Source organism: Micromonospora sicca, assembly GCF_003172935.1.
In the GTDB taxonomy this organism is placed as follows: Bacteria; Actinomycetota; Actinomycetes; order Mycobacteriales; family Micromonosporaceae; genus Micromonospora; species Micromonospora sicca.
Map to the genome: position 1 here is coordinate 24,405 of NZ_QGKS01000268.1, position 12,622 is coordinate 37,026.

At 75.0% G+C, this 12,622-nt stretch carries 12 protein-coding genes and 2 pseudogenes; 7 read left to right on the top strand and 7 right to left on the bottom strand.

Annotated elements, in window-relative coordinates; translation table 11 throughout:
• Positions 1 to 78: 78 nt before the first annotated feature.
• The 4 genes from DKT69_RS21350 (at position 79) to DKT69_RS21360 (ending at position 5,750) form a co-directional block, all read left to right on the top strand.
• Entirely contained in the window at positions 79 to 522 is a 444-nt protein-coding gene (locus tag DKT69_RS21350) for a hypothetical protein (protein ID WP_109803295.1), read from the top strand.
• A 2-nt stretch (positions 523 to 524) separates the two neighbouring features.
• Complete coding sequence (locus tag DKT69_RS38445; RefSeq protein ID WP_161557915.1) at positions 525 to 683, top strand: hypothetical protein; 159 nt, start codon at positions 525 to 527, stop codon at positions 681 to 683.
• 12 nt (positions 684 to 695) lie between these two features.
• Positions 696 to 4,850, top strand: coding sequence for a type VII secretion protein EccCb (gene eccCb, locus DKT69_RS21355; RefSeq protein WP_255420217.1), 4,155 nt, complete (start codon positions 696 to 698; stop codon positions 4,848 to 4,850).
• Between the two features lie 165 nt (positions 4,851 to 5,015).
• On the top strand, positions 5,016 to 5,750 hold the full coding sequence (locus tag DKT69_RS21360; protein WP_109803297.1) for a Clp protease N-terminal domain-containing protein: 735 nt from the start codon (positions 5,016 to 5,018) through the stop codon (positions 5,748 to 5,750).
• Positions 5,751 to 5,803: 53 nt separating this feature from the next.
• Here the strand turns inward: DKT69_RS21360 and DKT69_RS21365 are convergent, their stop codons facing one another.
• From DKT69_RS21365 to DKT69_RS21395, 7 genes and pseudogenes are all read right to left on the bottom strand, one after another.
• Entirely contained in the window at positions 5,804 to 6,322 is a 519-nt protein-coding gene (locus tag DKT69_RS21365) for a hypothetical protein (RefSeq protein WP_109803298.1), read from the bottom strand.
• A gap of 118 nt (positions 6,323 to 6,440) precedes the next feature.
• Positions 6,441 to 6,860 (bottom strand): PIN domain nuclease, encoded by a 420-nt coding sequence (locus DKT69_RS21370; protein ID WP_109803299.1) that lies wholly within the window; start codon positions 6,858 to 6,860, stop codon positions 6,441 to 6,443.
• Positions 6,860 to 7,114 carry a DUF2191 domain-containing protein gene (locus tag DKT69_RS21375; protein WP_109803300.1) on the bottom strand — a complete coding sequence of 85 codons (255 nt, stop codon included), beginning with the start codon at positions 7,112 to 7,114 and terminating at the stop codon, positions 6,860 to 6,862. Before DKT69_RS21375 ends, DKT69_RS21370 begins: the two co-directional genes overlap by 1 nt.
• Positions 7,115 to 7,177: 63 nt before the next feature.
• Complete coding sequence (locus DKT69_RS21380) at positions 7,178 to 7,363, bottom strand: DNA repair protein (protein WP_109803306.1); 186 nt, start codon at positions 7,361 to 7,363, stop codon at positions 7,178 to 7,180.
• 64 nt (positions 7,364 to 7,427) lie between these two features.
• Positions 7,428 to 8,198: pseudogene (locus tag DKT69_RS21385) on the bottom strand (sensor histidine kinase); the annotation flags it as partial.
• Positions 8,199 to 8,208: 10 nt separating this feature from the next.
• Positions 8,209 to 8,901: a response regulator transcription factor gene (locus DKT69_RS21390; RefSeq protein ID WP_109803301.1), complete on the bottom strand. Its 693-nt coding sequence runs from the start codon at positions 8,899 to 8,901 to the stop codon at positions 8,209 to 8,211.
• Between the two features lie 104 nt (positions 8,902 to 9,005).
• Positions 9,006 to 10,430 (bottom strand): hypothetical protein, encoded by a 1,425-nt coding sequence (locus DKT69_RS21395; RefSeq protein WP_109803302.1) that lies wholly within the window; start codon positions 10,428 to 10,430, stop codon positions 9,006 to 9,008.
• A 149-nt stretch (positions 10,431 to 10,579) separates the two neighbouring features.
• On the opposite strand from DKT69_RS21395, the pseudogene DKT69_RS21400 reads away from it, so the two are divergent.
• From DKT69_RS21400 to DKT69_RS21410, 3 genes and pseudogenes are all read left to right on the top strand, one after another.
• Positions 10,580 to 11,236 (top strand): annotated as a pseudogene (locus tag DKT69_RS21400) (glycosyltransferase family 2 protein); the annotation flags it as partial.
• A gap of 113 nt (positions 11,237 to 11,349) precedes the next feature.
• Positions 11,350 to 12,093, top strand: a complete 744-nt coding sequence (locus DKT69_RS21405) for a TIGR04282 family arsenosugar biosynthesis glycosyltransferase (RefSeq protein ID WP_109803304.1) — start codon at positions 11,350 to 11,352, stop codon at positions 12,091 to 12,093.
• The coding region (locus tag DKT69_RS21410) for a class I SAM-dependent methyltransferase (protein ID WP_109803307.1) at positions 12,090 to 12,622 on the top strand (533 nt) is incomplete at its 3' end. The genes DKT69_RS21405 and DKT69_RS21410, both read left to right, overlap by 4 nt.

The following is a 12,622-nucleotide window of genomic DNA, read 5'->3' on the forward strand; positions in this document are numbered from 1 at the left end:
GTGCCCCGGTCCCGTACGGGACCGGGGCGCTCGTGCCGGTGGTGTTGAATGTAGACAGTCTGCCGCCGGAGGTGTGCTGTGCCCGAACTCTCCCTGCTGATCGAGCCGTCCGTGCCGCTGCCCGCCGACCGGGTCGAGGCGCTCGCCACCGGGCTCGCCGACGACCTGCGCACGGTCCGGGGCTTGCAGATCGGGTACGCGCAGTCGCCGGCCACCTCGCACGGCAAGTCGCCGCAGGCCTGGGAGCTGGGGATGCTGGCCGTCGGCGGGCTCTTCTCCGCCACCACGATGCAGGCGCTCGCCCGGATCGCGGTCGCGTACGCGGACCGGGTCCGGGCGCGCTCGATCCGGCTCCGCAGCGGCGACAACGAGCTGGTCGTCACCGGGTCGACCCGGGTGGACCCGCAGCTCGTCGACCAGCTGGCCCGGCTGCTGGGCGTACCCGCGACGACCGATCCCGCGGCGGGCGCGGCGCTGCCCGCGGCCCGCGGGACCGGCGGGGGCGCCCCCACCGGGAGCTGAGTGTGGGACAGCGACGGGCGCTGCTGATCGCCAACGACCGGTACATCGACGACTCGCTGGCGGACCTCTACGCGCCCCGGGAGGAGGCGCGGGACCTGCTCAGCCTGCTGGCCGACGCGGACGTCGGCGCCTTCGACCAGACCGTGCTGCTGGAGAACTAGTCGAAGAGCTCCATCGAGCGGGCGATCGAGTCGATGCTCCGGGCGGCCGGCCCGGAGGACCTCGTCCTGCTCTACTTCTCCGGCCACGGCGTCCGCACCAGCAAGCGGGGGCGGTTGCCCCTGGCGGTCGCGAACACCGAGGTGGACCACCTCTCGTCGACCGCGATCTCCGCCTCCTTCGTCCGGGAACTGCTCGACGAGTCGGACGCGGCCAGCTCGGTCATCCTGCTCGACTGCTGCTACAGCGGGGCTTTCGAGGGGCACGGCCTCAAGACCACCGACGACCTGGCCATCGACGGCGAGCTGAAGACCGGGTACGGCCGGTACGTCATCACCGCGACCAACTCGGTGGAGCGGGCCGACGACGGACGTCCGGCCTCCGACACGGGGCCCCGGCTGCGGTCGGCCTTCACCGAGACGATCATCCAGGGGCTGAGCACCGGCGCCGCGGACATCACCGGCCAGGGCCGGATCACCCCGGACGACCTCTGGCGGTACGTGCACTTGGAGCTGCCGAAGCGGTCCGCGCAGACGCCGTGCCAGTTCGGCAGCGCGAGCGACGAGATCCACATCGCGCTGTCCCGGGACGGGCAGCACCGGCAGCGGCGGCGCCGGAACCAGCGGGATCCGCGCCTCGGCGACCTGCTCGGGCCGCTGGAGCCGGCCGGCGAGGTGAAGCTCTGCGCCACGGACTGGCGGCGGCGCGGCCTGCTCAAGGTGCCGGTCGGCCAGGCGCAGCGGATCGACCAGCCTGCCGGGGAGCCGGTCTGGCTGGACCTGGCCTCCTCCGACGGGCACCTGCTGGTCGTCGGCCGCGCCGGCACCGGCAAGACCACCCTGCTACGCACCATCATCGGCGGGCTGGCGCTCACCCACTCGGCCGACGAGGTGGCGTTCAACTGCCTGGAGTCCGGCGGGAACTGGCTCGGGCCGATGCGGCGGCTGCCGCACGTGCGGGAGGTGCGCGGCGACGACGAGGTGGGTGAGGTCAGCAAGCTCCTGGACCGGCTGGAGCAGGACGTCCTCGACCGCAAGCAGCTCTTCCGCCACCACGAGCTGGAGTCGCCGGCGAGCCTGCGGGCCCGCCGGGCCGACCTCGACGCCGGGCCGTGCCCGGACGTCTTCCTGGTCGTCGACCGCTGGCAGGACTTCGCCAACCTGCTGCCCGACTTCACCCCGCGGGTGGTCGACCTGGCCAACAAGGGCCTCGGGTACGGGGTCCACGTGGTCATCGCGGAGCGCAGCTGGCGGGTCATCCCGGAGGAGCTGCGGGAGTTGCCGCAGGCCCGGATCGAGACCCGGTTGTCGCAGCCGCACGAATCGTTGATCAACCCGGACCAGGCGGCCCGCCTGCCGCTCAACCTGCCCGGCTGGGCCATCCACGGACGGCGTACCTTCCGCATCGCGTTGCCGGACCTGTCCGCCGGCGACGCCGACGGCGAGGCAGAGGTCGAAGCCGCTGCGCCGGACAGCGGCGCGGTGATGGTGTCGGTGATCGCCGAGGCCTGGGGGACGGACTCGGCGGGCACCACGCCTGCCACCGGGCCGGTGCCGGCCGAGGAGCAGCCGGACGAGACGCTGCTCGTGCTCGGTGTGCCGGACCGGGCGGCGCTGTGGCACTTCGAGGGACGGCGTACCCCGCTCGGGCCGGACTACCTGCGGGTGCCCGTGGGTCTGGACGGCTGGGGGCGTCCGCTGCTGCTCGACCTGAAGGAGTCGGCGCAGGACGGGATGGGCCCGCACGGCCTGCTGGTGGGGGCGACCGGATCCGGCAAGAGCGAACTGCTGCGGACGATCGTGCTGGCCCTCGCGGCGGCCCATGCCCCGGACGAACTCAACCTGGTGCTGATCGACTTCAAGGGCGGCGCGACGTTCGGTCCGCTGGCCGAGCTGCCGCACGTGAGCGCGCTGATCACCAACCTCGCCGACGACCTGGCGCTGATCGACCGGCTGGCGGACGCGCTGACCAGTGAGCTCCTGCGCCGGCAGGAGGTGCTCCGCGCCGCCGGCAACCACGCCAGCCGCTGGGATTACGAGCGGAGCCGGGCGGCCGGGGCCGAGCTGCCTGCGCTGCCCACGATGCTGGTGATCTGTGACGAGTTCTCCGAGCTGCTCACGGCGCGACCCGATTTCATCGACGTCTTCGTCCAGATGGCCCGGGTTGGCCGGTCCCTCGGGGTGCACCTGCTGCTCGCCAGCCAGCGGCTCGAGGAGGGGCGGCTGCGGGGCCTGGAGAGCCACCTGTCGTACCGGATCGGCCTGCGGACCTTCTCCGCGATGGAGAGCCGGGCCGTGCTCGGCGTGCCGGACGCGTACGAGTTGCCGAACGCGCCCGGCCACGGCTACCTGAAGGCGGGCACCACGATGACCCGCTTCCACGCCGCGTACGTCTCCGGGCCGCCGGTGGCGGACGGCGCCGGCGTACCGCCGGACGTGGTGGGATGCAGTCCGCTCGACATCGTCGTGGCGGGGCTGCGCGGCCGGGGCACCCGGGCCCACCAGGTCTGGCTGCCGCCGCTGGCCGAACCGCCCACCCTGGACGAACTTCTCCCGCCGCTGACGCGGGACCCGGTCCGGGGCCTCAGGGTCGTCGGGGAACGGGGCTCGCTGACCGCGACCGTCGGCCTGGTCGACCGGCCCAAGGAGCAGCGCCGCGAACCGCTGCGCCTGGAACTGGCCGGGGGCGGTGGCAACGTCGGCGTGGTGGGCGCGCCGCTGTCCGGTAAGAGCATCGTGCTGCGCTCGCTCGTGGCCTCCCTGGCGCTGACGCACACGCCGCGGGAGGTGCAGTTCTTCTGCCTCGACCTCGGTGGCGGCGCGCTGCGGTCCCTGGAGCGGTTGCCGCACGTCTCCGGCGTCGCCAACCGGCGGGACGCCGAGGCGGTGCGGCGTACGGTCGCGGACGTGAGCGCGGTCCTCGACTCCCGGGAGGCCCGCTTCGCCGCGGGCGGCGTGGAATCCATGGCGGCGTACCGGGCCCGCCGGGCGGCGGGGGAGTTCGCCGACGACCCGTTCGGCGACGTGTTCCTCGTGGTGGACGGATGGAACGCGTTGCGGCAGGAGTACGAGGAGCTGGAGGAGGTCGTCACCGGCATCGCCCGGCGGGGCCTGGGCTTCGGGGTCCACGTGGTGCTCACCGCGGCCCGGTGGCTGGAGGTCCGGCCGACCCTGCGGGACCTGCTGGGCAGCCGGTTGGAGCTGCGGCTCGGCGACCCGAGCGAGTCCGAGATCGACCGGCGGGCGGCGGCGAACGTGCCCCGGTCGCCGGGGCGTGGGCTGGCCCCGGGCCGGCTGCACTTCCTGAGCGCCCTGCCCCGGATCGACGGCCGGCGCGGCGGGGAGGACCTGGCCGAGGCGACGGCCGAGCTGGCGGACCGGGTCGCGGGGGCGTGGCCGGGGCAGCCGGCCCCGCCGGTGCGGTTGCTGCCGCGCCGGCTGTCGGTGGTCGAGCTGAACGAGCTGAGCGACCCGTCCGGTACCGGGCTGCCGATCGGGCTGGACGAGTCGTCGCTCGCCCCGGTCCACCTCGACCTGGACCGAGAACCGCACCTCGTCGTCTTCGGCGACGCGGAGTGCGGCAAGACCAACCTGATCCGGCTCATCGCCCGGCAGGTCGTGGCCCGCCGTACGCCCGCCCAGGCCCGGCTGGTCATCGCCGACTACCGGCGCGGCCTGCTCGGCGCGGTCGAGGGCGACCACCTGCTGGACTACGCCCCGTCCCGCCAGGTCCTCGCCGAGGGGCTCGGCTCGATCCGCGAGGCGATGACGAGACGGCTGCCCGGCCCGGACGTCACCCCGCAGCAGCTGCGCGACCGGAGCTGGTGGCACGGGCCCGACCTGTACCTCCTGGTGGACGACTACGACCTGGTCGCCAGCGGCGGCAGCAACCCGGTGAGCATGCTCAACGACCTGCTGCCGCTGGCCCGGGACATCGGCCTGCACCTGATCATCGCCCGCCGGGTCGGCGGCGCCGCCCGGGCACTCTACGAGCCGGTCCTGCAACACCTGCGCGAGCTGGACTCGCCGGGCCTGCTGATGTCCGGCAACCGGGAGGAGGGGGCGATCCTGGGCGGGTTGCGGCCGCAGCCGATGCCGCCCGGCCGGGGGACCCTGGTCCGTCGGCGTGATGGCGCCCGGGTCGTCCAGACCGCCTGGTCGGAGCCCTGACCGAGCCGGGATTCAGGGCGGCGGGGGCAGGGCGTCGAGCGGGTCTTCGGTCCGCCGCCCGCCGTCCTCCCGCTCGTCGCGTACCGGGAAAGCCTGGTGCCCGGTCACGAATCCCAGCGTCAACCAATGGTTGACGAACCCGGTGCGTCAACCTATGGTTGACGCATGACGGATCCCGTGCAGATCAGCAACCCGGTACGCCTCGACGAGCTGATCGAGGCCATCAAGAAGGTGCACACCGACGCGCTGGACCAGCTCAGCGACGCGGTGCTGGTCGCCGACCACCTCGGCGACGTCGCCGACCACCTCATCGGCCACTTCGTCGACCAGGCCCGCCGCTCCGGCGCCTCCTGGACCGAGATCGGGCGCAGCATGGGCGTCACCAAGCAGGCCGCCCAGAAGCGTTCCGCCGCCAAGGCGGAGACCGCCGCCGCCCTCGACCCGAACGCCGGCTTCGGCCGCTTCACCGATCGGGCGCGCAACGTGGTGGTCACCTCCCAGAACGAGGCGCGGGCCGCCGGCAGCCCGGAGATCCGCCCCGAGCACGTCGCCCTCGGGCTGCTCGCCGAGCCGGACGGGCTCGCCGCCCGGCTGATCGTGGCGCGGGGCGTACCGCTGGAGCGGCTGCGGGAGGTCGTCACCGCGACCTTCCCGGCGCCGGCCGACCAGGTCCCCGACCTGATCCCGTACGACGCGCGGGCCAAGAAGGTGCTGGAGCTGACCTTCCGGGAGGCGCTGCGACTCGGCCACAACTACGTCGGCACCGAGCACATCCTGCTCGCCCTGCTGGAGGAGGAGGCGGGTGACGGCGTCCTCACCGGACTCGGCCTGAACAAGTCGGACATGGAGGCGGGCGTCACCGGCGCCCTCGCCGAGATCGCGCGGCGGCGCCAGTCCTGACGTTCCGCCCGCCCGGGTACGCCGAGGGTGCACCCGGGCGGACGGCCGCGGGATCAGTCGGCGGTGGGGAAGCCGTAGCGGGCGGCGTGCTCCGGGTCGGCCGGGTCGACCTGGCGGATGCCCGCGTCGGCGAGGCGCTTGTTCACCTCGTCCAGCCGCTCCCGCACCAGCCGGGCCTCCTCCTCGGGGACCCGGCCGCGGTGCGGCTTGCCGGCGTGCTCGATGGTGCCGTAGTCGACCTTCTCCGCGATCTTGCGGGCCTTCGGCGGCCTCACCCGCTCGGCCGTGCGCAGCAGCCGGGCCATCGGCACGTCGGTGGCCATCGCGTCGAACTCGCTGGCGGTCAGCACCACCCGGCGTGGCTCACCGCCGCCGTGGCGGTCGTGGATCTCCACCACCGCCACGTCCAGCGCGGCGTCGTCGATGCTTTCCACCTCGACCGGGGTGGCATCCAGTTGCACGGGGCCGGCGACCAGGTCAGGGTGCTCCAGCACGACGACGCGGACCACCTCGTCGTCCGCCTGCAGAACCGTGCCGCTGAAGTCGGAGACGTGGATCGTCTTCTTGCCCATGCGCGGAGCTTCTCCTGTCGTAGGCCGAGTTTTCGGACCAGGAGACGCTACCCGACACCTGTGCGAACGGTCCGGCTGGAGCGCCCGGGTGTGTCGCCGATTTCCTCCGCGTACCTCGTTACAGACTGCCCCGGCGTACCACCCACTCGGTGGGCTGGCCGGTGAGCGCCGCGATGCGGTCGTAGTCCGCGTCGTAGTGCAGCACCGTCGCGCCGTGCGTTTCAGCGGTCGCCGCGATGATCAGATCTGGCAGGCGAAAGTTGCGGTGCTGACTGTCCGCCGCGAGCATCCGGTGGACGGCCAGCGCCCGGTCCATCGCGGCAGCCGTCACATCCATCCACCGGTGCCCGTGCAGTGCCTGCCAGAGGATCTCGTAACCCTTCGGGTGGGGCGCGTTGTTCAGATATTCGAGCGAGGCGATCTGGCTGGCGGCCAGGCGCCCCTCGGCCAGCAGCGTCTCGAACCGGCGTCGAACGGCGGGATGGCGGCCCTGGAGGACGTAGACCGAGGTGTCCGCCAGATAGACCTGACCGGCCATCACGCCGCGTCTGCGTCCCGGGCGTTCTCCGCCAGCCGGCTCAGGTCCCGTCCGCCGCCGTACCGCCAGGCCTCGGCCGACTCGCCGAAGTCCGTCTCCACCTGGTCGAAGGCCGCCACGATCTCCTTGGCCTGACGGCGCACGGCGATGGCGTGGAGGGCGGCGTTGATGGTCGCCACCGTGGTGTCGGTGCCCAGCACCTCACGGGCGGCGTCGAGCCACTCGTCGTTGACGTCCACGGTGATGCGCGTCATGCCCCTGACCCCAGACCACCGGTTGAGGCCCGATAGCACCACAAGTTGCGGCGATCTGGTGCGTCAGCGGGCGCTGAGGCCGCGCCGGGTGGCGGCGGGCGGCAGTGCGTTCAGCTCGGCCCAGGAGAGTGTGGCGTCCCTCCGAACCTCCCGGTACGGCGGCTGCGCCGGGAACCGCCCGGCGGCCTCGGCCGCCCGCCAGCTCCGCTCGGTGTCCTGCTGGTACCGGTCATTCGGCTGATTCGGCATGACCATTACCGTCCCAGAGAAAGTTGTACATGTATGGAAATAGATATGACGCTCGATCGATGCGTCAGGTTCCCGCGGCCGGCAACCGGACCACGAACCGGCAGCCATCGGCGATGTTCTGGACGTCTACCCGCCCGCCGTGCGCCTCAATCAGCCCGCGCACGATCGCCAGCCCCAGCCCGCCCGATCCCTCCCCGCCGCCGTTGCCCGGGCGCGGGGTCCGCGCCGGCTCCCCCCGGAACGCCACGTCGAAGAGGCGGGGCAGGTCCGCCTCGGGGATGCCGCCGCAGGTGTCCGCCACCGCCAGCCAGGCGGTGTCCGCGTCCCGGCCGGCGTCCACCCGGACCGTGCCGTCCTCCGGCGTGTAGCGGACCGCGTTCAGCAGCAGGTTGCCGACCGCCCGGGCCAGCTCCGGCTCGCTGGCGGTCACCGTCGGCCAGCCCGACTCGGCGGCGACCAGCCGGATCCGCCGGGCCGCGGCAAGCGGGGCGGTGCTCGCGAGGGCGTCGGAGACCACATCGCCCAGCGGCACCGCGGACAGCGACAGCCGCAGCGCGCCCGCGTTGATCCGGGACAGCTCGAACAGGTCGTCGACCAGCCGGGTCATCCGGTCGGTCTCCACCCGGATCCGGCGGTGGTACTCGTCGACCGTGTCCGGGTCGCGGACCACCCGGTCCTCCAGCGCCTCGGCCATCGCGCGCAGCCCGGCCAGCGGCGTACGCAGGTCGTGCGAGACCCAGGCGACCAGGTCCCGGCGGCCCTTCTCGATCCGCCGCTCCCGCTCCCGCGCCTGGTCCGCCCAGACCGCCGCCGCGGCCAGCGCCGCCCCGAAGATCAGCGCCAGGTCACGCATCGGCCGGCTCGTAGCGGTAGCCGACGCCCCAGACGGTGACGATCCGCCGGGGGTTCGCCGGGTCGGCCTCGATCTTCTCCCGCAGCCGGCGGACGTGGACGGTGACGGTGGACTGGTCGCCGAAGCTCCAGCCCCAGACCCGGTCCAGCAGCTCCGCCCGGCGGAACGCCCGCGCCGGATGCCGCATCAGGTGGGCCAGCAGGTCGAACTCGCGCAGGGTGAGAGTCAGCTCCCGGCCGTGCAGGCGGGCCACCCGAGGACCCGTCTGCACCTCCAGGCCGTCGTCGGTCAGCACCTCCGGCGGCGTGACCGGTTCCCCGCCGGCCCGGCGCAGCACCGAGCGCACCCGCAGCACCAGCTCGCGAGGGGAGAACGGCTTGCTCAGGTAGTCGTCCGCGCCCAGCTGGAGGCCGAGGATCCGGTCGGCCTCGTCGCCACGCGCGGTCAGCATCACGATGGGTACGCCGTCCGGCCGCTCCCGCAGCCGGCGGCAGACCTCCAGCCCGTCCAGCACCGGCAGCATCAGGTCGAGCACGACCAGGTGCGGTGGTTGCCGCGCCACGGCGGCCAGCGCGGCGGCCCCGTCGCCGACGTGGTCGACCTGGTAGCCGGCGTGCTCCAGGTACCGGCAGACCACGTCGCTGACCGTCCGGTCGTCGTCGACCACCAGCACCCGCTGCGCCACCGGCGTACCTCCCCCTGGTGCGCCCAGCGTATCGGCGGGTGGATCAGCCGATCCATTGCGAGGTCCTTACGGTCCGCCGGTCCGCCCGAAGCTTCCGCGGCCGGTCAGGACACGGTCCAGAGCAGGTGGTTGACCGCCAGCGCGGTGACCCCCTGCCCGGCCAGCCACCAGCGCCGGTCGCCGGCCGGGAGCCGGGCGACGGCGACCAGCAGCCAGACCGCGAAGGGCAGCCAGATCCGTTCCACCTCGGCCTTGGAGAGCCCGGACACGTCGGCGGCGGCCACGGTCAGCGCGGCGGCCAGCGACAGCCAGACTGCGGGCCCGGTACGGACGTCGGTCGGGGCGGTGGCCGGGGCGGCGGCGTCGATCGGGGCGTCGGCGTCGGCCGGGGCGGTGGTCCGGGTGGATCCGTGGGTGAGCGGGGCGATCCGGGCGCGGGCCGTGGCCAGCGCCGGGCGGAGGGTGCGGGCCAGGGCCGGGCCCGCCACCGGGCCCGTGCTGAGCAGCAGCGCGGCCAGGTTCGCCCAGACCCAGTAGGCGTACGGGCGGTCCGCCGCCCAGCCCTGGTAGTAGCGCCGCACGACCAGGTGGTACCCGTCGAGCCACCAGAAGCCGTAGCCGACGAACACGGCGGTCACCGCGGCCACGCCCAGCCCGGCGGTGCACAGCGCGCGGATCCGGTCGGCGGACCGCAGCGCCAGCACGGTCAACGCCAGCAGCCCGGCCAGCACCAGCCCGTACGACAGGTGCAGGGCGACGCCGAGCAGCAGCCCGCCCACCCCGGGCGCCCAGCGCCCCGGGCGGGCCAGCAGGGCGAGCCCGGCGGCCACCACGGCGGCGAAGATCCCGTCGGCGGAGGCGCCCGCCCAGACCGCGCCGGGCAGCAGCACCAGGAACGGCAGCACCGCGCGGGCGGCCGGTTCGTCGCCGAGCGCCCGCAGTGTCAGCGGCACCGAGACGGTGACCGTCGCCCCGACCAGGACGCAGGCCAACGCCGCAGCCGTGCCGTTGCCGAGACCGATCCGGTCCAGCCCGACGAAGACCAGCAGCGCGCCCGGTGGGTGCCCAGCGGTGTGGGTGGACCAGGAGTCGGGCCGGAAGTCGAGGATCCGCTCGGTGAAGCCGGCCAGCATGGTGGGCAAGTCCCGCACCCGGGGCACCTCGTGCAGGTACTCCGCCTGCACGGTGAGCCGCTCGGTCAGCCCGGCTCGCCAGCCGTCCACCAGGGCCAGCGACAGCGTCCACGCGACCGTGGCGAGCCAGCCGGCGGCCAGCAGCCACGGCCAGGGCAGTCGACGGGCGAGGTGCGGGCCGCGTGCCACCACGCCGCCGGCGAGCAGGACGGCCGGCAGGGTGCCCCAGCCGAAGTGCGGTCGCCAGGTGGCGTAGAGCGGCGCGGCGTCGGCGTGCAGCCCGGCGTCGTGGTGGTTGAGCACGGCGCCGACCGCCACCGCCGCGGCCAGCAGCGCCGCCTCGACGGCGAGCACGGTCAGGTCCCGGCGGCGGCCGGCGGTCAGGTGGCGGGTCATGGTGACCGCCGAGGCTACGGCCGCCTGCCCGGTGGTCGGAAGCGCCCGGACGGGGACGTCAGCGACTCGTAAGGAACCGTTGCGGCGTAAGGGTTCCGTAACCCCGACGCGGTCCCGGAGCGGGGCCGGGTCGGCCTAGCGTCCCGGGCATGGAGACAGAGGTCGACGTGGTGCTGCCGTGCCTGGACGAGGCGGCCGCCCTGCCCGGTGTGCTCGCCGGACTGCCGCCCGGCTACCGCGCCGTCGTGGTGGACAACGGCTCCACCGACGGCTCGCCCGAGGTGGCCGCCGCGCACGGCGCCCGGGTGGTGCACGAACCCCGGCGCGGCTACGGCGCCGCCGTCCACACCGGACTGCTCGCCGCCCGCACCGAGCTGGTCTGCGTGCTGGACGCGGACGGCTCGTTCGACCCGGGGGAGTTGCCCAGGCTGGCCGGGCCGGTGCTGGCGGGGCGGGCCGACCTGGTCGCCGGGCGCCGCCGGCCGGTCACCCGCGCCGCCTGGCCGTGGCACGCCCGCGCCGGCAACGCGCTCCTCGCGGCCGGGCTGCGCCGCCGGGGCGTACCGGTGCACGACCTGAGCCCGATCCGGGTGGCCCGCCGGGCGGCGCTGTTGGACCTCGGCGTCGCGGACCGCGCCTTCGGCTACCCGCTGGAGCTGCTGGTCCGGGCGGCGGCCGCCGGGTGGCGGATCGTCGAGCTGGACGTGCCGTACGCGCCGCGGGCGGCCGGCACCCGGTCGAAGGTCTCCGGTTCGGTGCGCGGCACCGCCCGCGCGGTACGCGACATGACGGCGGTGCTGCGCAGCGGGGTCGCCCCGGTGAGCGCGAGGCCGGAGCCCCGCGATCGCGAACGAAGGGCGGCTCCGGTGAGCGCGCGGAGTCCAGCGGAGCGGAGGCCCGCTCACGAAGGACGCCCCTCGTGACGGTGCTGCTGGTGATGGCGAAGGCGCCGGTGCCGGGCCGGGTGAAGACCCGGCTCTGCCCACCGCTCGACGCCGAGCGGGCCGCGGCGGTCGCCGCCGCCGCGCTGCTGGACACCCTGGACGCGGTCGGGGCGGTGCCCGGCGTGACGCCGGTGCTGGCGTACGCCGGCCCGCTCGACCGGGCGGTACGCGGTGCGAAGATCCGGGCCGCGCTGGCCGGCTGGACCCTGCTGCCCCAGCGCGGCCGGGACCTCGGCGACCGGCTGGCCGCCGCGCACGCCGACGCGGGCCGGGCGTTCCCCGACCGGCCGGTGCTGCAGCTCGGCATGGACACCCCGCAGGTCGACGCGGACCTGCTCGGCGCGGCCGTGGCGCGGCTGGCCGGTACCGACGCGGTGCTCGGCCCGGCCGCGGACGGCGGCTGGTGGGCGCTGGGGCTGCGCGATCCGGCCAGGGCGGCGGTGCTGCGGGCGGTGCCGATGTCGACCCCGGTGACCGGCCGGTCGACCCGGGCGGCGCTGGCCGGCCGGGGCCTGCGCGTAGACGCCCTGCCGGAGCTCGCCGATGTGGACGAGTGGCCGACGGCCGTCGCCGTGGCCGCCGCCGCGCCGGCCGGTCGCTTCGCGGCGGCGGTACGGGAGATCGAGGCTGGTCCGGCCGGCCGCCTCGCCGGAACGCCGTGGGACATCGCCGGCCGGCCGGCGCCGGTCGCGGCCCGCGTGGGTGGGGCCGCCCGGTGACCGGGCCGGCGCTGCTCGCCGGGGGCTTCGAGGCCGCGCTGGCCGACCCGGTCGACCGCCCCGGCGAGGGCGGGCACTGGTTGGTGCTCGGTGACCGGGTGCGGGTGCCGCTGCCGGTGCGCCGGTGGCACGGGCCACCCGAGCCGGCCCTGACCGAGCTGGTGCGGCGGTGTACCGGGCCGACCATCGACCTGGGCTGCGGGCCCGGCCGGCTGACCGCCGCGCTGGCCGAGCGCGGACTGGTCGCCCTCGGCGTGGACGTGTCGGCGGTCGCCGTCCGGCTGGCCCGGGGCCGGGGCGCGGCGGCCCTGCGCCGCGACGTCCTCGCGCCGCTGCCCGGCGAGGGACGCTGGGCGCACGCCCTGCTGGTCGACGGCAACATCGGCATCGGTGGGGACCCGGTACGCCTGCTGCGCCGCTGCGCCGGCCTGCTGCGTCCCGGCGGCACGGCGCTGGTCGAGCTGGCGCCGCCGGGCGCGGGCCTGTGGCGGGGGCGCGCGTACGTCACCTCGGGTCGGCGGCCCGGCGA

Excerpts from the sequence above, each read along its gene's own strand:
- DKT69_RS21360 (WP_109803297.1), top strand. The coding sequence starts at position 5,016 with ATGACGGATCCCGTGCAGATCAGCAACCCGGTACGCCTCGACGAGCTG.
- DKT69_RS21370 (WP_109803299.1), bottom strand. The coding sequence starts at position 6,860 with ATGGCCGGTCAGGTCTATCTGGCGGACACCTCGGTCTACGTCCTCCAG.
- DKT69_RS21380 (WP_109803306.1), bottom strand. The coding sequence starts at position 7,363 with ATGCCGAATCAGCCGAATGACCGGTACCAGCAGGACACCGAGCGGAGC.
- DKT69_RS21375 (WP_109803300.1), bottom strand. The coding sequence starts at position 7,114 with ATGACGCGCATCACCGTGGACGTCAACGACGAGTGGCTCGACGCCGCC.
- DKT69_RS21395 (WP_109803302.1), bottom strand. The coding sequence starts at position 10,430 with ATGACCCGCCACCTGACCGCCGGCCGCCGCCGGGACCTGACCGTGCTC.
- DKT69_RS21365 (WP_109803298.1), bottom strand. The coding sequence starts at position 6,322 with ATGGGCAAGAAGACGATCCACGTCTCCGACTTCAGCGGCACGGTTCTG.